The organism is Streptomyces sp. SPB162 (assembly GCF_029504575.1).
Classification (GTDB): Bacteria; Actinomycetota; Actinomycetes; order Streptomycetales; family Streptomycetaceae; genus Actinacidiphila.
The window spans coordinates 3,175,874-3,196,508 of the sequence record NZ_JAQFII010000001.1 but is presented as its reverse complement, the minus strand read 5'-3'; the positions used below and the strand labels follow the sequence as shown (position 1 = coordinate 3,196,508).

General features: G+C 71.5%; 21 protein-coding genes. 14 read left to right on the top strand and 7 right to left on the bottom strand.

All coding sequences use genetic code 11. From position 1 onward, the window contains the following. Positions 1-4: 4 nt before the first annotated feature. Together M2266_RS14475 and M2266_RS14470 are read right to left on the bottom strand one after the other, a co-directional pair. Positions 5-769 (bottom strand): glucose 1-dehydrogenase, encoded by a 765-nt coding sequence (locus M2266_RS14475; protein WP_277438567.1) that lies wholly within the window; start codon positions 767-769, stop codon positions 5-7. Beyond that, positions 766-1,491: a TetR/AcrR family transcriptional regulator gene (locus tag M2266_RS14470; RefSeq protein ID WP_277438566.1), complete on the bottom strand. Its 726-nt coding sequence runs from the start codon at positions 1,489-1,491 to the stop codon at positions 766-768. Before M2266_RS14470 ends, M2266_RS14475 begins: the two co-directional genes overlap by 4 nt. Positions 1,492-1,708: 217 nt before the next feature. Here M2266_RS14470 and M2266_RS14465 point away from each other — a divergent pair, with 217 nt between their 5' ends. Next, a complete protein-coding gene (locus tag M2266_RS14465; RefSeq protein WP_277438565.1) occupies positions 1,709-2,059 on the top strand; it encodes a hypothetical protein in 351 nt (116 codons plus the stop codon). A 70-nt stretch (positions 2,060-2,129) separates the two neighbouring features. Next, positions 2,130-3,008, top strand: coding sequence for a TatD family hydrolase (locus tag M2266_RS14460; protein ID WP_277438564.1), 879 nt, complete (start codon positions 2,130-2,132; stop codon positions 3,006-3,008). A gap of 314 nt (positions 3,009-3,322) precedes the next feature. Here the strand turns inward: M2266_RS14460 and M2266_RS14455 are convergent, their stop codons facing one another. Further along, the gene (locus M2266_RS14455; protein WP_277441429.1) at positions 3,323-3,604 is read right to left on the bottom strand and encodes a hypothetical protein; all 282 of its coding nucleotides are present in this window, start codon (positions 3,602-3,604) and stop codon (positions 3,323-3,325) included. On the opposite strand from M2266_RS14455, the gene M2266_RS14450 reads away from it, so the two are divergent. The 4 genes from M2266_RS14450 (at position 3,492) to M2266_RS14435 (ending at position 8,345) form a co-directional block, all read left to right on the top strand. Continuing rightward, positions 3,492-4,709, top strand: coding sequence for a resuscitation-promoting factor (locus M2266_RS14450; RefSeq protein ID WP_277441204.1), 1,218 nt, complete (start codon positions 3,492-3,494; stop codon positions 4,707-4,709). The two genes, M2266_RS14455 and M2266_RS14450, sit on opposite strands and share 113 nt — an antisense overlap. Positions 4,710-4,820: 111 nt before the next feature. Continuing rightward, positions 4,821-5,711 carry a 16S rRNA (adenine(1518)-N(6)/adenine(1519)-N(6))-dimethyltransferase RsmA gene (gene rsmA, locus M2266_RS14445; RefSeq protein ID WP_277438563.1) on the top strand — a complete coding sequence of 297 codons (891 nt, stop codon included), beginning with the start codon at positions 4,821-4,823 and terminating at the stop codon, positions 5,709-5,711. Further along, complete coding sequence (locus tag M2266_RS14440) at positions 5,708-6,640, top strand: 4-(cytidine 5'-diphospho)-2-C-methyl-D-erythritol kinase (RefSeq protein WP_277438562.1); 933 nt, start codon at positions 5,708-5,710, stop codon at positions 6,638-6,640. The genes rsmA and M2266_RS14440 overlap by 4 nt, the downstream gene beginning before the upstream one ends. Positions 6,641-7,568: 928 nt before the next feature. Beyond that, a complete protein-coding gene (locus M2266_RS14435; protein WP_277438561.1) occupies positions 7,569-8,345 on the top strand; it encodes a DUF4328 domain-containing protein in 777 nt (258 codons plus the stop codon). Here the strand turns inward: M2266_RS14435 and M2266_RS14430 are convergent. The 3 genes from M2266_RS14430 to M2266_RS14420 all read right to left on the bottom strand — a co-directional run bounded on the left by M2266_RS14430 (position 8,308) and on the right by M2266_RS14420 (position 10,245). After that, positions 8,308-8,628 (bottom strand): hypothetical protein, encoded by a 321-nt coding sequence (locus M2266_RS14430; RefSeq protein WP_277438560.1) that lies wholly within the window; start codon positions 8,626-8,628, stop codon positions 8,308-8,310. The two genes, M2266_RS14435 and M2266_RS14430, sit on opposite strands and share 38 nt — an antisense overlap. A gap of 943 nt (positions 8,629-9,571) precedes the next feature. Then, complete coding sequence (locus tag M2266_RS14425; protein WP_277438559.1) at positions 9,572-9,739, bottom strand: hypothetical protein; 168 nt, start codon at positions 9,737-9,739, stop codon at positions 9,572-9,574. A 56-nt stretch (positions 9,740-9,795) separates the two neighbouring features. Further along, the gene (locus M2266_RS14420; RefSeq protein ID WP_277438558.1) at positions 9,796-10,245 is read right to left on the bottom strand and encodes an ATP-binding protein; all 450 of its coding nucleotides are present in this window, start codon (positions 10,243-10,245) and stop codon (positions 9,796-9,798) included. A gap of 209 nt (positions 10,246-10,454) precedes the next feature. Between M2266_RS14420 and M2266_RS14415 the strand changes: the two genes are divergently transcribed. After that, positions 10,455-11,315: a helix-turn-helix transcriptional regulator gene (locus M2266_RS14415; protein ID WP_277438557.1), complete on the top strand. Its 861-nt coding sequence runs from the start codon at positions 10,455-10,457 to the stop codon at positions 11,313-11,315. 12 nt (positions 11,316-11,327) lie between these two features. Then, a complete protein-coding gene (locus M2266_RS14410; protein ID WP_277438556.1) occupies positions 11,328-11,516 on the top strand; it encodes a DUF397 domain-containing protein in 189 nt (62 codons plus the stop codon). 82 nt (positions 11,517-11,598) lie between these two features. Here M2266_RS14410 and M2266_RS14405 read toward each other — a convergent pair whose 3' ends face one another. Continuing rightward, the gene (locus M2266_RS14405) at positions 11,599-11,934 is read right to left on the bottom strand and encodes a hypothetical protein (RefSeq protein ID WP_277438555.1); all 336 of its coding nucleotides are present in this window, start codon (positions 11,932-11,934) and stop codon (positions 11,599-11,601) included. Positions 11,935-12,090: 156 nt separating this feature from the next. Here M2266_RS14405 and M2266_RS14400 point away from each other — a divergent pair, with 156 nt between their 5' ends. The 6 genes from M2266_RS14400 (at position 12,091) to galK (ending at position 20,282) form a co-directional block, all read left to right on the top strand. Next, on the top strand, positions 12,091-13,896 hold the full coding sequence (locus M2266_RS14400) for an ABC-F family ATP-binding cassette domain-containing protein (protein ID WP_277438554.1): 1,806 nt from the start codon (positions 12,091-12,093) through the stop codon (positions 13,894-13,896). A 171-nt stretch (positions 13,897-14,067) separates the two neighbouring features. After that, positions 14,068-15,828, top strand: coding sequence for a PQQ-binding-like beta-propeller repeat protein (locus M2266_RS14395; protein WP_277438553.1), 1,761 nt, complete (start codon positions 14,068-14,070; stop codon positions 15,826-15,828). A 331-nt stretch (positions 15,829-16,159) separates the two neighbouring features. Next, on the top strand, positions 16,160-16,846 hold the full coding sequence (locus M2266_RS14390; protein WP_277438552.1) for a LuxR C-terminal-related transcriptional regulator: 687 nt from the start codon (positions 16,160-16,162) through the stop codon (positions 16,844-16,846). 258 nt (positions 16,847-17,104) lie between these two features. After that, complete coding sequence (galT, locus tag M2266_RS14385; protein WP_277438551.1) at positions 17,105-18,148, top strand: galactose-1-phosphate uridylyltransferase; 1,044 nt, start codon at positions 17,105-17,107, stop codon at positions 18,146-18,148. Between the two features lie 8 nt (positions 18,149-18,156). Next, positions 18,157-19,143, top strand: coding sequence for a UDP-glucose 4-epimerase GalE (galE, locus tag M2266_RS14380; RefSeq protein ID WP_277441203.1), 987 nt, complete (start codon positions 18,157-18,159; stop codon positions 19,141-19,143). After that, entirely contained in the window at positions 19,140-20,282 is a 1,143-nt protein-coding gene (gene galK, locus M2266_RS14375) for a galactokinase (protein ID WP_277438550.1), read from the top strand. Before galE ends, galK begins: the two co-directional genes overlap by 4 nt. Positions 20,283-20,635: the final 353 nt, after the last annotated feature.

Sequence of the window (20,635 nt, the reverse complement as noted above, 5' to 3'; positions counted from 1 at the left end):
CGGCCTACTGGCCCATGACGTACTTGACCGTCGGGCCGGCCGTCCAGCCGCCGTCCACGGCGAGCTCGGAGCCCGTCACGTACGAGGCGGCGTCCGAGAGCAGGAAGGTGACGGCGCCCGCGATCTCGTCGGCCTCGCCGACGCGGCCCATGGGCGTGTTCGGGAAGTTGCCCTCGCCCCGCTGGATGCCGACGGACGCCGTCATGGGCGTGTACGTCATCCCGGGGTGGACGGAGTTCACGCGGATGCGGGCGGTGCCCAACTCCACCGCGGCGATCTTGGTGAGGCCGCGGACGCCCCACTTGGACGCGCCGTAGCCCGCGGTGAGGGCGAGGCCCACGAGGCCGGCGGCGGAGGAGATGTTGACGATCGAACCCGCGCCGCGCTCCTTCATGGCGGGGATGACGGCCTTCATGCCGATGAAGACGCCGGTGAGGTTGGTGTCGAGCACCTTGCGGAAGTAGTCGACGGACGCGTCCTCGATGAACTTCCCCTCGGCTATCCCGGCGTTGTTGACGAGGCCGTCGATCCCGCCGAACTCGGCGGCCGCGAACTCCGCGACCGCCGTCCACTCCTCCTCGGAGGTGACGTCGTGGTGCAGGAAGCGGGCCCGGTCGCCGAGCGCGGTGGCGGTGGCCCGGCCCTCCTCGTCCAGCACGTCGGTCAGGACGACCCTGGCGCCTGCCGCGACCGCCTGCCGGGCGGTCTCGGCTCCCAGGCCGCGGGCCGCGCCCGTGATGATGACGGTCTTGTCGGTCAGGTCGTTCATTGCGGGCTCCCTGGTGAGTGTGGGTCGGGGGCGGGACATTCAGGGGCGGGAAATCCAGGGGCAGAAAGGGCGGGCCCGGCGTCGGCCTCGGGTGCCGGCGCGCGCAGCATCGCCGTCGTCATGCCGACGAGGTCGGCGAGGAACAGCGGCTCGGCGGTGAGCGGCCGCGTGCCGTCGAGGTACTGGCGGGCCCGGTCGCCCAGGGCCGCGCCGATCAGGGTGAGCGCGAGGTCGAGGCGTTCCAGGCGTACGGGCTCCGGCAGCCGGCCTAGGCAGTCCTCGATGAGGCGGATGAGCCGCCAGTAGCCGGTGCCGTTCAGCGTCGGGTGCGGAGCGCGGGTGCGCACGCCGCTCTCGTGGCTGAGCTGCGCGGAGATCAGCAGGCAGTGCCGCCCGTCCACGGTCGTGAGCTCGGTCGCCTCGGCGGCGACGAGGGCGGCGAGCAGCTCGCGCAGGTCCGGCGGCCCGGCCTCCACGGCCGCCGACAGCTCGGCGAGCCGTGGGGCGAGCGCCGCTTCCGTCCGTACCTGGCGCTCGACCATGACGGCTTCGAGCAGACCCTGCCGCGATCCGAAGTGGTACTGCACGGCGGAGGGGTTGGACTGGCCGGCGAGAAGGGTGATGTCGCGGGTCAGGGCACCGTCGACGCCCTTGACGGCGAAGAGCTCCGCGGCGGCGCGGAGCAGCTTGCGCCGGGTTTCGGGGCCCGATGTTCTCGCCATGGGCCGCATTCTAATGCAGGGCATTAATAAGTGTTGTGACGTGTGCCACGCGCCTAAACTCGGACGAGGGCAAAGGAAAGTCGCGCACTACCCACTTACAGCCCAAAAGTGCCCCAAGAGTCGTATACCCCTGCTGCGGTATCGGCCGGAGAGGCGTTCGCTGGTGAGTGGGAAGACCCGCTCCGGACGCCTCGTCCGGAGGGCAACAGGAGCTGCCATGAGCGAGATCGTCGGATCCGACACCACCGTCTCCGAGGCCTACGCCTTCGCCTGCCTCAGCTGTGGCCACGGCTGGGAGCAGTCGTACGACATAGAGCACCACGTCGACGCCAAGGGCCAGGCCTTCGTCACCTACATCGCCGCCGGCGAGAAGGTGCCATCCCCGCTCACCCGCCCGACCTGCCTGAACTGCGGAGGGCACAAGGTGCGGATCATGCGATCGGGTCAGGTCTCCGACGTCATGTCCCTGTGGCACACGCCGGTCGGCGAGCGCGCCGTGCACCGCACCCGCCCCTGGTCCCTGCTGCACCGGCTGCACCGCAAGCACGGGGACGTCGACACCGTCTGAGGGATGACGGACGTCCGGTCCACTCCCCGGCCGTCCGGTCCGCTGCCCCGCGCTCCTTAGGATCGGGGGCATGTCCCCGAAGAACGAGAAGTCCGCGGCCCCGCCGGCGCCCGAGCCGCTGCGGGTCCCGGTCGCCGACTCGCACACCCACCTCGACATGCAGGAAGGGACGGTCGAGGAGGCTCTGGCCAAGGCCGCCTCCGTCGGGGTCACGACCCTCATCCAGGTCGGCTGCGACCTGAAGGGCTCGCAGTGGGCGGCCGACACGGCCGCCGAGCACCCGAACGTGTGGGCCACCGTCGCCCTGCACCCCAACGAAGCCCCCCGGATCGTCCACGGCGATCCGGACGGCTGGTCCCGTCAGGGCACCCGCACCCCCGGCGGTGACAAGGCGCTCCAGGACGCCCTCGACCGGATCGCCGCGCTGGCCGCGCTTCCGCAGGTCCGCGGCGTCGGCGAGACCGGTCTCGACTACTTCCGCACCGGTCCCGAAGGCGTCGAAGCGCAGCAGTTCTCCTTCCGCCGCCACATCGACATCGCCAAGGGCGTCGGCAAGGCGCTCGTCATCCACGACCGCGAGGCGCACGACGACGTGCTCCGCATCCTCGACGAGGAGGGCGCGCCCGACACCGTCGTCTTCCACTGCTACTCGGGCGACGCCGCCATGGCCCGGATCTGCGCCGACAAGGGCTACTACCTGTCCTTCGCGGGCAACGTCACCTACAAGTCCGCCCAGGACCTGCGCGACGCGGTCGCCGTGGCCCCGCTCGACCGCCTGCTGGTCGAGACGGACGCGCCCTTCCTCACCCCGGTGCCGTACCGCGGTCGGCCCAACGCGCCATACCTCATCCCGGTCACTCTGCGGGCGATGGCCGCGGTGAAGCAGCTGCCCGAGGACGAACTGGCGGCGGCCATCGGGGCGAACACGGCACGCGCCTTCGGCTACTGAACCGGCTTCGGGCATCCGGCCGGGTGACCTGCGCTTCCGTCGCCCGCTGAGCCGTTCCGGGACGCGCGTTCGCGACACTGCGTGCCCGGATGATTTTGGAGAGTGACGAAGGGTCGGCTAGGGTCCCGCTCGGGATCGGTGACCGTCGGACCTGGAGTCGTCGTGAGCAATGCGCAGGGCACCCATAGGCACGGCACCCATCGAGCGACACGCGGTGCGGCGGGCGCGAGGGCGAGCGCCGGCACGGGGGCTCCGACGGACGCGGGGGGTTCGACGGGTCCAAGGGCTTCGACGGGTTCCGGGGCTGCGGCGGGTCATGGGGGCGCCCGGCTGCCGCAGCAGTCCGACTGGGACGCCGTACCGAACTCCTCATGGGACGCCGTACCGAACTCGTCGTGGGACGCCGTACCGAACTCGTCGTGGGACGCCTTGCCGAACTCCTCCCGGGTCGACGGGCCGGCGCCGACGGTCTGCCTCCCGCTCATCCCCGAGCAGGAGTCGGCGCCGGCGCCGATCGGGGCCAGGGTTGCCGCACGGCGGGCCGCCAAGGGCGCCAGGAGCGGCGGACGGCCGGAGCCGGTGTCACGCGCGCTCAAGGGAGCATCCCGGCCCGAATCCCTGCGCAGGCTGCTGCCGCGGGCCCTCGTCGTCGCGTTCCTGGCGGGCGGGACCGTCGCCTTCCTCGCCGGGGAGAAGGACGTACGGCTCACCGTCGACGGCGAACCGCGCACCCTCCACACCTTCGCCGACGACGTCGAGGAGGTGCTGGCGCGGCAGGGCGTCACCGTGGGCGAGCACGACCTCGTCACGCCCGGGCCGCGGGCCGAACTGCACGACGGCGACCAGGTCGAGGTCCGCTACGGGCGCCCCGTCACGCTCACCCTCGACGGCCACCGCCGCCAGGTGTGGACCACGGCCGGCACCGTCGAGGAGGCCCTGCGCGAACTCGGCGTCCGCGCCGAGGGTGCGCATCTGTCCGCCTCGCGCGGCTCGACCATCGGACGGTACGGGCTCGACCTGGACGTACGCACCGAGCGGACCGTCACGCTGCTCGTCGACGGCCGTGAGCAGACGGTGCGCACCAACGCCGCCACCGTCCGCGAGGTCGTCGCCCGGTCCGGCGTCATCCTGCGGAACCAGGACACGACGTCCGTCGACCCCGAGAGCTTCCCGCGCGAGGGCCAGACCATCTCGGTGCTGCGGATCTCCGGCACCGAGGAGGTGCGCCACGAGCCGGTGCGATTCCGCACGGAGAAGCACAAGGACGCCAAGCTCTTCCAGGGCACCGAAGCCGTCGACACCGCGGGGAGGGCGGGCGTCCGCCGCGTCACGTACGCCGTCCGGACGGTCAACGGAGTGAGGCAGAGAGCGATGGTCGTCCGCTCCGAGATCGTCAGAGCGCCGGTCACGCAGATCGTCCGCATCGGCACCAGGCCGCTGCCGACCTCGGTCGCCGGAACCGACGGCCTGAACTGGCACGCGCTCGCGCACTGCGAGGCCGGAGGCCGACCCCACGCGGTCGACCCGTCCGGCACCTACGGCGGCCTCTACCAGTTCGACACCCGGACGTGGCACAGCCTCGGCGGCCACGGCCGTCCGCAGGACGCACCCGCCGACGAGCAGACCTTCCGCGCCAAACAGCTCTACCTCCAGCGCGGTTCCAGCCCCTGGCCGGTCTGCGGCCAGAAGCTCGGCGGCTGAGGAGCGGGCGGGGGACGCGCGAGTGGGGTCCGGGGTCCGGGGCCAGGGGTACGGGGGCCCAGGGTCCGGGGCCCGGCTTGAGGGCGGCCCCAGGGCCCGTACGCTGAGTACGTGAGCACCACTGAGCCCGACGCACTCCTCGGTCCCGCCGACATCCGCGAGCTGGCCGCCGCGCTGGGCGTACGCCCCACCAAGCAGCGGGGCCAGAACTTCGTCATCGACGCGAACACGGTGCGGCGCATCGTGCGGACGGCCGGTGTACTGCCCGACGACACTGTCGTCGAGGTCGGTCCCGGCCTCGGATCACTGACGCTGGCGCTGCTGGAAGCGGCCGACCGCGTCACGGCGATCGAGATCGACGACGTGCTCGCGGGCGCGCTCACCCCCACCATCGAGGCCCGGATGCCTTCCCGCGCCGACCGCTTCGCGCTGGTGCACAACGACGCGATGCAGGTCACGGAGTTGCCGGGGCCGCCGCCGACCGCGCTGGTCGCGAACCTGCCGTACAACGTCGCGGTGCCCGTGCTGCTGCACATGCTCGCGACGTTCCCGACGATCGAACGCACCCTCGTCATGGTCCAGGCCGAGGTCGCGGACCGGCTGGCCGCCAAGCCCGGCAACAAGGTCTACGGCGTGCCCTCGGTGAAGGCAAACTGGTACGCGGACGTGAAGCGCGCCGGATCCATCGGCCGCAACGTCTTCTGGCCGGCGCCCAACGTCGACTCCGGCCTGGTCGCCCTGGTGCGCCACGAGCCGCCGACGACCACCGCCACCCGGCGTGAGGTCTTCGCGGTCGTCGACGCGGCCTTCGCGCAGCGCCGCAAGACGCTGCGGGCCGCGCTGGCCGGCTGGGCCGGTTCGGCCCCGGCCGCCGAGGCCGCGCTCGTCGCGGCCGGCATCTCGCCGCAGGCGCGCGGCGAGGCGCTGACGGTCGAGGAGTTCGCGGCCATCGCCGAACACAAGCCGGTTGTGGCGGCGGACGTGGCGGAGGGTGCGGAGTGAGCACGCCCGTCTCCGTCAGCGTCCGGATCCCCGCCAAGGTCAACGCGCAGCTCGCCGTGGGGGGCTTGCGGCCCGACGGTTTCCACGACCTGGCGAACGTTTTCCTCGCGGTGGGCCTGTACGACGAGGTCACCGTCACCCCCGCCGACAGCCTGCGGATCACGGCGTCCGGCCCGGACGCCGCCCAGATCCCGTTGGACGGCACGAACCTCGCCGCCCGCGCCGCCGTCGCGCTCGCCGCGCGGCACGGCATCGAGCCCGACGTCCACATCCACATCGCCAAGGACATCCCCGTCGCGGGCGGCATGGCGGGTGGCAGCGCGGACGGCGCGGGCGCGCTGCTCGCGTGCGACGCGTTGTGGAGGCTGAACAGCACGCAGGACGAACTCCTCGCCATCTGCGCCGAGTTGGGCAGCGACGTACCGTTCAACCTGATCGGCGGCGCCGCGCTCGGACGCGGCCGGGGCGAGATCCTCACCCCGCTCGACGTGCGGGGGCCGTTCCACTGGGTCTTCGCCGTCGCGGACGGCGGCCTGTCGACCCCGGCCGTCTACCGCGAGTGCGACCGGCTGCGCGAAGCGTCCGGCTCGGGCGCCACCACGGCCGACATCCCCGACCCGGAACCGGCCCCGGTTCTCATCGAAGCGCTCGCCTCCGGCGATGCGCGGGCACTGGCCGCAGCCCTGAGCAACGACCTCCAGCCGGCCGCGTTGTCGCTGCGCCCGTCCCTCGCGGAAACCCTCCGCGCTGGCACGGACGCCGGCGCCCTGGCCGCCCTGGTCTCCGGCTCGGGCCCGACGTGCGCCTTCCTGGCGGGCAGCGCGGAGGAAGCCGAGAAGATCGCCGACGCGGTCCTGGCATCCGGCACCTGCCGCACCACCCGCGTCACGACGTCCCCGGCACCGGGAGCGACGATCCTGCCGGCTTGACGGGAGTTGACGTTTCCCGTGGTTGCGGTTGGTGGGGGTGCTTGGGCGGTGGGGTGGCTGGGGTTCGGGCAGGTGCGGAGTGGTGTGTCTGCGGCGCTGCGCGCCGTGACCGCGGGGAGGGGGCGGGCCCCGGCGCTGCGCGCCTGCCCAGTGGGTCGGTTCGCTGCGCGGCCCGGTTGGGGGTGTGCTGGGGGGTGGTGGCTGGGGTTCGGGCAGGTGCGGAGTGGTGCGTCTGCGCGCGGAGGGGGGGGCTGCGGCGCTGCGCGCCTGCCAGTGAGGCGGTTCGCTGCGCTGCCCTTGGCGTGGTCGGGGTGGGTCCAGTTCGGTGGTGCGCTGCGGGTCCGGCGGGGGCGGGGTTCGCTGTGCTGCCTTGGCCCGGTGGGTGTGGGTGATGGGGGATTGCCGTGCGGGGGCGGTGTTTGGCCCGCCTGCCCGCCGAAATGTGGGGCGAGTGTGACGAGAGATGTCTGATGGGACTTGAGAGGCGCCTTTTCGGGGGATGTGGATCGCTAAGAACGGTCTGTGGTCCGTATAGCGCGGGGGGGCCGCCCGCACGAGCTGATCGTCCGGGCCTGGCCGGGGGTTCGAGGGCTCGGCGCTCCTGGCGGGGCCCGAACCAGCCGGGCGCCCGCACCCACCACAAGCCGAGCAGCACAGCCCCACTGTCGTCGGCCGGCCGTCACCCCGCCCGGGGAGCGCAGCGGACTGGGGGCACTTTGTTCGGGGAGCGCAGCGAACCGCTTCACTGGCAGGCGCGCAGCGCCGGGGCCGCCCCCCTCCGCGCGGTCAAGGTGCGCAGCGCCGCAGACGCCCCACTGCGCATTGTTCTGACCTCGGCCACCACCGCCGGCAGCCCGTCGGAGAGCGCAGCGAGCCGAACGACCGGCCCGTACCCCGCGACCTGCGGGCTCCCGATACCCTGCGCGTCATGTCCACGCCACTCGCGCCACCCGCGCCCCGCTACACCACCGATCCGCGTCTCCGCCCGGCCAGGGCCGGTGGTCTGGGCCTGATCGCCTGTGTGCTGCTGGCTGCCACCGGATTGCTCGCACTCCTCCGGGCCTACGCCGAGGTGCGCTACCGATCGGACCTCGGCGGACTGTTCGCCGCCGCAGGCAACGACCCGTCCCGGGTCCACGCGTACATCAGCGACATCAAGGGCGGTCTCCATTCGACCTCCCAGTACTTCTTCAGCCTCGCCATGACCGCGACCGTCATCGCCTTTGTGCTCTGGTTCCGCCGGGTCCGCATCAACGCCGAGATCCTGGCCCCCGGAACGCACAGCCGCGCTCCCGGCTGGGCGGTCGGCGGCTGGTTCGTTCCCGTGGCCAACTTCTGGATTCCCCGGCAGGTCGCCGGCGGCATAGTCGAAGCCACCGACCCCACCCCCAAGGCGCGGCGCCTCATGAACGCGTGGTGGGCGGCCTGGTTGGTCTCCGTCGCGCTCAACACCGCCGCCAGCGGATACGGGTCGGGGCAGGCCGCTGAGGCGAGGTTCGCCGACAGCCCGAAGACCGGGGGAGCGCTCGACGTCCAAGGCTGGTCCGACGCCCTGCGGACGGCCGCCGTTCTGGAGACCCTCGGCGCCGTGGCTGTCGCTGCCGCTGCGGTCGTAGCCATCCTCTTCGTACGATCGATCTCCCAAGCCCAGGACGCCCGCCCGGACCTCAGCCGTACATCTCCGCCACCCACAGATACACCGTGAGCTGCGCAGCCATCGCGATCACCCACAGGGCCGGGCGCCACGGGCGGCGGGACATCGCGCCGTAGCTGCCCACGGCGGCCGCCGCCAGAGCGACGACCATCGGCCCGACGGACAGCACGTTCCTGCCCCAGTCGTTGCAGAACGCGTGGTCGCCCGGTTCGCATTCGTTGGCGACGGACAGGCCCATCAGCGACACGGCTGTCAGCCCGACGAGGGCGCACAGGCAGACGACTGCCACACCCAGCACGCGTATGCCCTGCACGACGATCTCTCTGCGAGTCACGAGCGGCAGGGTAGCCCAGCGCTTGACGTCTCCTGTGGTTGCGGATGGCGGGGGTGGTGGGGGTGGCTTGGGCAGTGGTGGTGGCTGAGGTTCAGGCAGGTGCGGAGTGGTGCGTCTGCGGCGCTGCGCGCCTTGACCGCGGGGAGGGGGCGGCTCCGGCGCTGCGCGCCTGCCCAGTGGGTCGGTTCGCTGCGCGGCACGGTTGGGGGTGTGCTGGGGGGTGGTGGCTGGGGTTCGGGCAGGTGCGGAGTGGTGCGTCTGCGGCGCTGCGCGCCTTGACCGCGCGGAGGGGGCGGCTCCGGCGCTGCGCGCCTGCCAGTGAGGCGGTTCGCTGCGCTGCCCTTGGCGTGGTCGGGGTGGGTCCAGTTCGGTGGTGCGCTGCGGGTGGCGGGTCCGGCGGGGGGCGGTTCGCTGTGCTGCCTTGGCCCGGTGGGTGTGGGTGATGGGGGATTGCCGTGCGGGAGCGGTGTTTGGCCCGCCTTGCCCGCCGGAATGTGGGGCGAGTGTGACGAGAGATATCTGGTGGGACTTGAGGGGTGCTTTTTCGGGGGATGTGGATCACTAAGGATGGTCTGTGGTCCGTATAGCGGGGGCCCGGCCACACGAGCTGATCGTCCGGCACGCTGCGAAGCCCGAGCGCTCGGCGCACGAGGCGACCTCGCCGCCGGCCCCGATGTACCGGCTTCTTCGCGAACCCCCACGAGCCGAGCGGCCCGCACTTGCCTCACCACCCCCGAGTCGCGCCGCCCCACCGACCACGGCCGACCGCCGCCCCGCCCGGGGAGCGCAGCGGACTGGGTCACTTTGTTCGGGGAGCGCAGCGAACCGCTTCACTGGCAGGCGCGCAGCGCCGGGGCCGCCCCCTCCGCGCGGTCAAGGTGCGCAGCGCCGCAGACGCACCACTCCGCTGCTCGTACGTCGACCCCCACCGGCCAGAACGCGATCACCCGGAGGGCCGGGCGCCACGGGCGGCGGGATAGCCGGCGCCCGCGATGTAGGTGCGCCAGCGGTGCACGAAGAGTCGTAACGGCGCGGAGCTGTCTGTTCGTTCAGCTTCCTGCCGGGCGGCGCACAGCTCCTGATCGAAGCGGTCGGCCGCCGCGAGGTCCAAGGCGCTGACAGTTGCCCGAAGGGCTGCCTCGACGGGTGGATCGCCGAGTGGCCGCATCAGGCGGCCAACTCGAACCACAGCAACTTCCCGCACATTCCGAACACTTCCTCGCCCACCGCGTACCCACCCCACCGGTCCGCACATTCGCGCACGAGCAGCAGCCCGCGCCCCCGCTCGGCGCCCTCGGGCGGGCCGGTCGGGTGCGAGGCGCCGTGAAAAGGCGGCGGAATCGTCGGGTTGGAGTCCCACACCCCCACCCGTACGTGCTGCGTGCGCGGATTGCTCAGCCGGATCCACGCCGGCCCGTCCGAGTACCGCAGCGCGTTGGTCACCAACTCGCTGGCCAGCAGCTCCGCTACGTCGCTGACCTGCGCCATCCCGTACGCGAGCAGCACGCTCCGCGTCGTCGCCCGCGCGATGCGGACGGCTCTGCGGTCCTGCGGCAACTGGAGGGTGTACGTCCAGAACTCGCCGGGGCGGGCCGCGTTCGCCGCTACGTTGTCCATACGGATCTCCTTCGGAGTGGGAGCAGGGTTCGGTCGGGCGGTGGCGTTTTCGCCTCCGTCAGGGAGGCGGTGCACTTCCGGCACGACGAGTGGTCTGCGTCACACCGTAGAGTGCGGCGGCAAAGGTATTTTGCGTAACGGGCTAAATAGCTCAGATTTAGCTCGTGTGAGTGACGGTCGCGCCAGGCGCGAATACGGAGGGACGGCGGATGCCGGTCAGGAACGCCCCCACAGCGCGCCAACTGCGACTCGGCGCTGAGCTGCGCAAGCTGCGGGAGCGTGCGGGGTTGACGTCAACCGAGGCGGGGCGGCTGCTCGGAACCAACCAGGCGCAGATCAGCAACATCGAAGCGAGCCGCTTCGGCGTGAGCGCGGAGCGCGTGCGCACGCTGGCCCGGAACTACGACTGTTCCGACCTGGATCTCATCGAGGCGCTCGTGGGCATGACGGGCGAGCGGAAGCGTGGTTGGTGGGAGGAGTACCGGGAGATCCTGCCGCTCGGGCTTCTAGACCTGGCGGAGATGGAGCACCACGCGAAAGCGTTGAGGGTGGCCGTGGTGATTCACGTGCCGGGACTGCTGCAGACGCTGGATCATGCTCGCGCGAGCCTCCGGGAGGCGGTTCCGCCACTCCGGCCGCATGCTCTGGAGCACCACGTCTCGTACCGCATGAAGCGGCAGGCGATCCTTTACGGCGACCACGGCGACCGGCCGACGCCGTACACCACGATCGTGCACGAAGCCGCGCTAAGAATGGGAGTGGGCGGCCGAGACGTTGCGCGACGACAGTTGGCGCATCTCATCGAGATGAGTGAGCACGAGAACGTAGAGGTGCGGGTGATCCCGTTCGGGGCCTGGGCTTTCGTCTCCTCCGGCCAGTCCATCACCTATGCGACGGGTCCTGTGCCGCTCCTGGACACCGTGGAGCTGGACACCGCCCACGGTTGTGAATTCTTGGACGCGGAGGCGCAGCTTGCCAAGTACCGAGTCGTGCTGGATCGAATGAGCAGTGGCGGCCTGACGCCGGAGAAGTCACGGGATCTGATCCACAGCATCGCTCAGAGCCTCTGAAAGGCGGCGAACGTGTCCACATTGCCCTGGCAGAAGTCCTCCTTCAGCGAGGAGGCCGCCAACTGCCTCCACATATCCCGCACCCCCGACGGAACCATCCGCCTCCGCGAAAGTGACGATCCCGACGTGATCGTCCACACCACCCCCGCCGCGCTCCGCGCGTTCTTCCGCGCCCTCAAAGCCGGGGCGGCCCGCCCCTAGCCCCTGGGCCCACCCCTAGCCCCTGAGCCCGCCCCTAGCCCCTGGGCCGGGCCCGCCCCTAGCCCCTAAGCCGGGCCCGCCCCTAGACCAGGGCCGCGTTGATGATCCAGATCGCCAGGAGCAGCACCAGGCCCAGCGCGCCGAAGCCCGCCCGGCCGTCGCGGCGCAGGGTGCCGATCAGGGCGGCTGTCGTGATCAGGGGGGCGCCGATCTGGGGGAGCAGGACGATGAGCTGCTGGCGGTCGGGGTCGCAGATGCCGCCGTCGGAGGACGAGGCGCACGCGTCGCTCGCCATGATGAAGAGGGGCGCGAGCGTGTAGGTGATCAGGCCCGCGACGACGAGCAGGACCGTGAGCAGCACGCGGGCGAGCGGGGACGGGCGTCGTGCGGCCGGGGGAACGCTCACGGGGACGGTCATGCCGATGACGCTAGGTCGTCACGGGGCGCGCGGCATGAGCGCGGCTACTCAAGCCCGGGGTGAGTACAGCCCGCCCCACAGGGGCTGACGGCTCGGGGTGGCCGGCGGCCCGACTACCCTGGGAGATCGACCGTTCCGCACCAGCATGGAGTAAAAGTGGCCGTCAACCTCGTCAACGTCGAGGCCGTAGGAAAGGTCTACGGCACCCGGGCGCTGCTCGACGGTGTCTCCCTCGGCGTTTCGGAGGGCGACCGCATCGGGGTCGTCGGCCGCAACGGTGACGGGAAGACGACCCTGATCCGGATGCTCGCGCAGCTGGAGGAGCCGGACACCGGGCGCGTCACGCACGTGGGCGGGCTGCGGCTCGGGGTGCTGACGCAGCACGACAGCCTGGACCCGACCGCGACCGTGCGGCACGAGGTGGTCGGCGACAAGGCGGACCACGAGTGGCTCGGGGACGCGAAGATCCGCGACGTGCTGACCGGGCTGTTCGGTGGCTTGGACCTGCCGGGGTTCCCGCAGGGGTTGGACACGGTCATCGGGCCGCTGTCCGGTGGTGAGCGCCGCCGGATCGCGCTGGCGAAGCTGCTGATCGACGAGCAGGACCTGGTCGTGCTCGACGAGCCGACCAACCACCTCGACGTCGAGGGCATCGCCTGGCTGGCGAGCCACCTGCAGGCCCGGCGCTCCGCGCTGGTCTGCGTCACTCACGACCGGTGGTTCCTGGACCAGGTCTGCACCCGCATGTGGGACGTGCAGCGCGGTGACGTGCACGAGTACGAGGGCGGCTACAGCGACTACGTCTTCGCGCGGGCCGAGCGCGACCGGCGTGCGGCGACAGAGGAGGGCAAGCGGCAGAACCTGATGCGCAAGGAGCTGGCGTGGCTGCGCCGCGGCGCCCCCGCGCGGACCAGCAAGCCGCGCTACCGCATCGAGGCCGCGAACGAGCTGATCGCGGACGTGCCGCCGCCGCGCGACAGTGCCGAGCTGATGAAGTTCGCCAACTCGCGGCTGGGCAAGACCGTCTTCGAGCTGGAGGACGTGACGATCCAGGGCGGCGACAAGGTGCTGCTCAAGCACCTGACGTGGCAGCTCGGCCCCGGCGACCGCATCGGCCTGGTCGGGGTGAACGGCGCGGGCAAGACGTCGCTGCTGCGGGCGCTGGCGCAGGCCGCGTACTCGCACGGCGACGACCAGCCGCCGGCCGGGAAGGTCGTCGTCGGCAAGACGGTGAAGCTCGCGTACCTGTCGCAGGAGGTCAGCGAGGTCGACCCGACGTGGCGGGTGATCCAGGCCGTGGAGAGCGTGCGTCAGCGCGTGGACCTCGGCAAGGGCAAGGAGATGACGGCCGGCCAGCTGTGCGAGCAGTTCGGTTTCTCGAAGGAGAAGCAGTGGACGCCGGTCGGTGACCTGTCGGGTGGTGAGCGGCGCCGGCTGCAGATCCTGCGGCTGCTGATGGACGAGCCGAACGTGCTCTTCCTCGACGAGCCCACCAACGACCTGGACATCGAGACCCTGACACAACTGGAGGACGTCCTCGACGGATGGCCCGGTTCGATGGTGGTCATCAGCCACGACCGGTTCTTCCTGGAGCGCACGACCGACAACGTCTGGGCGCTGCTCGGCGACTCGACGCTGCGGATGCTGCCGCGCGGGGTGGACGAGTACCTGGAGCGGCGCCGCCGTATCGCGGCGGACCAGGCGCCCGCGCCGGTCGCGGCGAAGGGCAAGGCGTCGGGGGCCGCCGGTTCGCGGGACGAGCGGGCGGCGAAGAAGGAGCTGCAGAAGGTCGAGCGCCGGCTCGACCGCATCGGCCAGGAAGAGGCCAAGGTGCACGCGCAGATCGCGGACAACTCGACCGACTTCGACCTCGTCGCGAAGCTGGACACGCAGTTGCGCGCGCTGCGCGACGAGCGCGACGAGTTGGAGATGCGCTGGCTGGAACTGGCCGACGACGAGTAGGACCCGCAAGGGCCTTCGAGGTCGCCGGGGCGTGCGCGCCCCGGCGTGTGGGGCTTGTAGCGGGCGCGTAACGGTCGTGGTCCGACGCGTGGGGCGGCAGGGGCGCAGTGATAGAAAGAGAACTCCCGCTTACCTGACCTTTACTCGTATGGCCTGAATGAGGACCTGCTGATGACGCAGCCGCCCCCGCCGCCCGGCAACCCGCCCAACCTCGGGAAGCCCGAGGGCGCTGGGCCTCCGCCTCCCCAGCAGACCCCGCAGCAGCCGCAAGCGCCGTACCCGCCGACGGCGTTGAGCCCGCAGGCCCAGCAGCCGCCGCCCGGCTACCAGCCCCCGCAGGGACCGCCGCCCGGCCAGCAGCAGTACGGCTATCCGCAGACCCCGCCCCCGGGCCAGGTTCCGGACAACCCGTACGCGCAGCCCGTGCCGCCGGGGCAGAACCCGTACGCGCAGCCGGCTCCGCCGCAGCCCCAGTACGGCTACCCGCAGGCGCCGCCGCCCGGTCAGCCGCCGCAGTACGGCTACCCGCAGGGCCCGCCCCCGCCGCAGACCCTGTACACGCCGCAGAACGGCGGTCAGGGCGGCGGCAACAGCAAGCTCGTCGTGATCATCGCCGCGGTCGTGGCCGCGGTGCTGGTCATCGGTGGCGGCGTGTGGTTCGCGACCAAGGACGACGGCGGCGGCGACAAGCCGGTCGCGGACCAGTCCTCGACGGGCACCGGCGGCACCGGCGACAAGCCGAAGGGCGTCATCAACGCCAAGCTCGGCTGGAGCAAGGAAGCGCAGAAACCGTCCGCCGACGAGATCCTCGCCAAGATCCCGAACACGTGGTTCACCGGTGACACCGTCGTCAAGACCCTGCCCGACTCGGTGAAGGGGTACGCGCTCAACGGCGGTGCGGAGAAGTGGTCGATCCCGATCGCGGGCCAGTCCTGCCCCGCCTCGGACGACGTCTCCGACAACCGGGTCGCGATCCAGTTCGGCGCCAAGTGCGAGATGCTGATGGCCGTCGACATCTCCAAGGGCACGAAGCTCTGGGAGGTGCCGCTGCCCATCGCGGCCGGCTCCTCCGCCAGCACGTTCATGTACTCGACGGTCGCGGTGAGCGGCGATGTCGCGGCGGTGGCCTGGCTGCACGGTTACGCCGGGTACAAGCTCAGCACGCACGCGCAGGTCTGGGCGCCCGTCCCGTCGTCGAACTGCCAGGACAAGAGCTACACCGGCGGCAAGCAGCTGGTCGTCGAGGTGAAGTGCGGCAAGGAGGACTTCGTCCGTGGTGTCGACACCACGACGTACAAGACCACCTGGTCCTGGCAGGTGTCGGCGGGCACCGAGCTCTCCGCCATCGTGTCCACCGATCCGGTGGTCGTCGGCATCGGCGCGACCAACAACCTGATGTCCGACCTGATGTACCTGGAGAACGGCAAGCTCGTCGGCCATACCTCGCTGGGCAACGGCGGTTACGAGGGCAACTACGGGATCCACTGCCGGATCCCCGGTGAGGGCCCCTGCTTCAACTTCGCCATCGACGGCACGACGCTGTACACGCCGACGAAGTCACACAAGGGCGACGGCGCCTCGTACGGCCAGACCAACGAGATCGCGGCCATCGACCTGAAGACCGGCAAGCCCCTGTGGACGGTCAAGCCGGACGTCGCCGGGGAGTCGCGGGTCATCAGCATGGAGGACGGCAAGGTCATCGCGTACCAGGAGTCGGGGTACGAGAAGCCCGGCGGGCTCTACGCGATGGACCCGAAGACGAGGAAGAACACGCCGTACATGAAGTTCGGCGCCGACACCGAGAAGGCCGAGCAGGACTTCTCGGACCTGTACAGCTACCAGTGGCTGTACAAGGGCCACTTCATCGTCACCGCCGTCAACATCTCGGCGAGGGACACCTCGTCGACCACGGCGATCACGGACATCAGCTGAACCGACCGCGACGGGCCCCTAAAGCCCCAGTTCCGCACCGACGGGCCCATAACGAGACACCTGTCCCGTTGTGGGCCCGTTCTGTGCACGATGGGACGCTCCGGTTGCGAACCGGCCATCAATGACGGGTATTTCGGAATTGAGGGGTACTTCTCACCGGTAAGGGGCGCGCCGCGTCGAACAAACGTGTAGCTTCCGGGGCTAGACCCGGGCCCCCCATGGGTCACTGCCGGGACACCGGGCGGGCCGTGCGCTACGTACGAGTGGGGGCAGGGCGTGGAGCCGCCGGGGCCGGTCCCGATCGGTCCTCAGGGGGATAGGGGAACGCGACATGGGCGTACGTCTTGTCGTCATCGACGACCACCGGCTGCTCGCCGAGGCGCTCGCCTCGGCGTTGAAACTGCGCGGCCACCGCGTGCTCGCCGCGGCCTCGCCGGCGGCGGGGGCGGCGGATCTGGTGCTGAGCAGATCGCCGGAGGTGTGCCTGATCGGCACGTCGTCCCCAGCCGACCCCGGGGTGTTCGAGACCGTGTCCCGGGTCAAGCGTGAGCGCTCGGCGGTGGCCGTGGTCGTGCTGGGGCCGGTACCGAGCCCGCGCGGGATCGCGGCGGCGTTCGCGGCCGGCGCCTCGGGCTATGTGCGGCAGGACGAGCGCATCGAGGGCGTCGAGCGGGCCATGGTGAAGGCCAGGGCGGGTGAGGTCGCGGTCTCCCCGCAGCTGCTGCAGAGTGCGTTCGCGGAGCTGCTGAACCCGGTGGAGGAGCCCGACGACGAGGGCAGCCGGCTGCTGCAGATGCTCACACCGCGCGAGATCGAGGTGCTGATGCGGGTCGCCGAGGGCGAGGACACCCGGCTGATCGCCGCCGGGATGAGCATCGCCCCCAGCACCGCGCGCACCCATGTGCAGCGGGTGCTGATGAAGCTCGGCGTCGGCTCCCGGCTGGAGGCCGCCGCGCTCGCTGCCCGTACCGGGCTGCTGGACCGGGTCGCGGCCGTGGGTCCGGCGCCCGGAGGCTGACCGGGCGGGCCACCGCCCACTCAGGGCCGGGGAACGTACCCCGAGGCCCGGCACGCACCCCAAGGCTCACCACGTACCCCAAGGCCCAGCACCCACGCACCCCGATGCCCCCGTGCCCTGCGCGGGGGCATCGTCATGCCGCCCTGCCCCTACTCCGAACCCCTCTCGTCGCGTCCTGGCCGACGCATTGACGGCACTGTTGTTTTGTGGTTCATTGTGCGCGGTTCTGTTGAGTAAGTTTGATGAGGGGCCCCCGGAGTGAAGAAGACGACGACCCGCCTGGCGGACGGCCGTGAGCTGCTCTACTACGACTCGCGCGACGACGCGGTGCGGGACGCGGTGGACCGGCGCCCGCTGGACGCGGTCGCCACCTCCTCGGAGCTCCGCCGCGATCCGCTGCTGGGCGACACCGTCGCCGTCGCCTCGCACCGCCAGGGCCGCATCTACCACCCGCCGGCCGACGAGTGCCCGCTGTGCCCGTCGCGCGACGGCCGGCTCAGCGAGATCCCGGCCGCCGACTACGACGTCGCTGTCTTCGAGAACCGCTTCCCCTCCCTCGCCGGCGACGCCGGCCGCTGCGAGGTCGTCTGCTTCACCTCCGACCACGACGCCTCGTTCGCCGACCTCACCCCCGAGCAGGCCGGACTGGTGCTCGACGCCTGGACCGACCGCACCGCCGAGCTGTCCCAGCTCCCCGGGGTCGAGCAGGTGTTCTGCTTCGAGAACCGCGGCAAGGAGATCGGCGTCACGCTCGGCCACCCGCACGGCCAGATCTACGCCTATCCGTTCACCACCCCGCGCACCGGGCTGATGCTGCGCTCGCTGGCCGAGCACCGGGAGCGCACCGGCGGCAACCTCTTCGACGACGTGCTCGCCGACGAGCGCGCCGACGGCCGCCGCGTCGTGCTGGAGACCGCGCACTGGACGGCGTTCGTCCCGTACGCGGCGCACTGGCCCTACGAGGTGCACCTCTACCCGAACCGCCGGGTGCCGGACCTGCTGGGGCTCGACGAGGACGCGCGCACAGAGTTCCCACATGTCTATCTGGAACTCTTGAAGCGCTTCGACCGGATCTTCGGGGAGGGCGAACCGCGCACGCCGTACATCGCGGGCTGGCACCAGGCGCCCTTCAGGGCGGCCGACCGGGGCGAGTTCGCGCTGCACCTCGAGCTTTTCACCGTCCGCCGCACTTCCGGCAAGCTGAAGTTCCTCGCGGGTTCCGAATCCGGCATGAGTGTGTTCATCAACGACGTGCCGCCGGAGACCGCGGCCCAGCGACTGCGAGAGGTAGCGAGTCAGTGAGCACCCCCATGAAGGTCCTGGTGACCGGCGGCGCCGGTTACGTCGGCAGCGTCGTCACCGCGCACCTGCTGGAAGCCGGCCACCGGGTCACCGTCCTGGACGACCTGTCGACGGGCTTCCGCGAGGGCGTGCCGGAGGGCGCGGCATTCGTCGAGGGGCGGGTCCAGGACGCGGGCAAGGTGCTCGACTCCTCCTATGACGCCGTGCTGCACTTCGCCGCCTCCTCGCAGGTCGGCGAGTCGGTCGCCGACCCGGACAAGTACTGGCGCAACAACGTGGCGGGCTCCATGGAGCTGCTGGCCGCGATGCGCGAGTGCGGGGTGCGCCGGCTCGTCTTCTCCTCCACGGCGGCCACCTACGGGGAGCCGGCGTCCGTCCCGATCACCGAGGACGACCCGACCGCCCCGACCAACCCCTACGGCGCCACCAAGCTGGCCGTCGACCACATGATCACCGGTGAGGCGGCGGCGCACGGGCTGACCGCCGTCTCCCTGCGGTACTTCAACGTGGCCGGGGCGTACAGGTCGCTGTCCGGCGGCATGATCGGCGAGCGGCACGACCCGGAGTCGCACCTCATCCCGCTGGTCCTCCAGGTCGCACAGGGCCGCCGCGAGGTGATCTCCGTCTACGGCGACGACTACCCGACCCCCGACGGGACCTGCGTCCGCGACTACATCCACGTCGCCGACCTCGCGCAGGCGCACCTGCTGGCGCTGACCGCGGGGGGCGCGGGCGAGCACCTGATCTGCAACCTCGGCAACGGTGAGGGCTTCTCCGTCCGCCAGGTCATCGAGACCGTCCGGCAGGTCACCGGCCACCCGGTCCCCGAGGTCACCGTGCCGCGCCGCGGTGGCGATCCGGCCGTCCTGGTCGCCTCCGCCGACCGGGCCCGGCGGGTCCTCGGCTGGCGTCCGTCGCGGCCGGATCTCGCCGAAATCGTCCAGGACGCATGGGCGTTCGCCCAGCGCGGGGAGAACCAGGAGACCGCCAAGTGACCGTGTTCGAAGAGGTGTTCGGCACCGCCCCGGAGGGCGTGTGGGCCGCGCCCGGCCGGGTGAACCTGATCGGTGAGCACACCGACTACAACGACGGCTTCGTGATGCCGTTCGCGCTGCCGCACACCACCGTGGCCTCGGTCGCCCGCCGCGACGACGGCCTGCTGCGCCTGCACTCGGGCGACATGCCCGGCGGCATCGTTGAGCTGCGGCTCGACGAGCTGGCGCCCGGCCGGGACGACGGCTGGGCCTCGTACCCGGCGGGCGTGGTGTGGGCGCTGCGCGAGACGGGGCACCGGCTCACCGGCGCCGACATCCACTACGAGAGCACGGTCCCCACCGGCGCCGGGCTGTCCTCGTCGGCCGCGCTGGAGGTCGTCACCGCCCTCGCCCTCAACGACCTGCACGGACTCGGCATCGAGCGGCCCGCGATGGCCCTGCTCTGCCAGCGCGCCGAGAACGTCTACGTCGGCGCTCCCACCGGGATCATGGACCAGACGGCGTCCGCCTGCTGCACGGCGGGACACGCCCTGTTCGTGGACACCCGCGACGGATCGCAGCGCCAGGTGCCGCTGGACCTCGCGGCGGAGGGGATGCGGCTGCTGGTCGTGGACACCCGCGTCAAGCACGCGCACAGTGACGGTTCGTACGCCGAGCGCCGGGCCGGCTGCGAGGCCGGCGCCGTCGCCCTCGGGGTCCCCGCGCTGCGCGACATCCCCTACGACGGCCTGGCGGCAGCCCTCGACCGGCTGCGTCAGGGCGGCCAGGACGAGAGCATCCTCGGTCTCGTCCGCCACATCGTCACCGAGAACCACCGGGTCGAGCAGGTCATCGAGCTGCTGGACGCGGGCCGCACCCGGGACATCGGGGAGGTGCTGACGGCGGGTCACGTCTCGCTGCGCGACGACTTCCGCATCTCCTGCGCCGAGTTGGACCTCGTGGTCGACACCGCCAACGCCTCCGGAGCGCTGGGCGCGCGGATGACCGGTGGCGGCTTCGGCGGCTCGGCCATCGTCCTCGCGGAGAGCGACGCGGCGGAGAAGATCACCGAAGCGGTCGTCTCGGCCTTCGCCGCAGCGGGCCTCCAGGAGCCGCGGGTCTTCACGGCGGTCCCGTCGGCCGGCGCCCGCCGCCTCTAGGCCGGTCGGCCGGTCGGACGTCCAACTGCCGGGACGTCCCAAACCCCGACCGGCCGGATTCTTCATGGACTCGAAGCACCAACGTTCCCGTGCGCCCCGCGGGTTGGCCGAATGCATCCGCTGCTACCGGCCACTTCTGCCAATCGGGCGCTATCGGCGCCCCCGGCCCCTACGCTTCTGACACAGCGCCGGTGGGGGCCGGCGCGATCAGGGGGCGAGACGCAAGGATTCGGCACCCGGAACAGGCACCTCGGACGCGCGTCGACGGCGGTCGTGCGGGGCTGTGGTGGAACATCCTGTTTCCGGGCGCCGGATCCCATGCGATCGCGAACCCAACCGTGGGGGAGGGCGAC

Excerpts from the sequence above, each read along its gene's own strand:
- M2266_RS14460 (WP_277438564.1), top strand. The coding sequence starts at position 2,130 with ATGTCCCCGAAGAACGAGAAGTCCGCGGCCCCGCCGGCGCCCGAGCCG.
- M2266_RS14395 (WP_277438553.1), top strand. The coding sequence starts at position 14,068 with ATGACGCAGCCGCCCCCGCCGCCCGGCAACCCGCCCAACCTCGGGAAG.
- M2266_RS14465 (WP_277438565.1), top strand. The coding sequence starts at position 1,709 with ATGAGCGAGATCGTCGGATCCGACACCACCGTCTCCGAGGCCTACGCC.
- M2266_RS14420 (WP_277438558.1), bottom strand. The coding sequence starts at position 10,245 with ATGGACAACGTAGCGGCGAACGCGGCCCGCCCCGGCGAGTTCTGGACG.
- M2266_RS14470 (WP_277438566.1), bottom strand. The coding sequence starts at position 1,491 with ATGGCGAGAACATCGGGCCCCGAAACCCGGCGCAAGCTGCTCCGCGCC.
- M2266_RS14405 (WP_277438555.1), bottom strand. The coding sequence starts at position 11,934 with ATGACCGTCCCCGTGAGCGTTCCCCCGGCCGCACGACGCCCGTCCCCG.
- M2266_RS14415 (WP_277438557.1), top strand. The coding sequence starts at position 10,455 with ATGCCGGTCAGGAACGCCCCCACAGCGCGCCAACTGCGACTCGGCGCT.
- galE (WP_277441203.1), top strand. The coding sequence starts at position 18,157 with ATGAAGGTCCTGGTGACCGGCGGCGCCGGTTACGTCGGCAGCGTCGTC.
- M2266_RS14475 (WP_277438567.1), bottom strand. The coding sequence starts at position 769 with ATGAACGACCTGACCGACAAGACCGTCATCATCACGGGCGCGGCCCGC.
- M2266_RS14390 (WP_277438552.1), top strand. The coding sequence starts at position 16,160 with ATGGGCGTACGTCTTGTCGTCATCGACGACCACCGGCTGCTCGCCGAG.
- M2266_RS14435 (WP_277438561.1), top strand. The coding sequence starts at position 7,569 with ATGTCCACGCCACTCGCGCCACCCGCGCCCCGCTACACCACCGATCCG.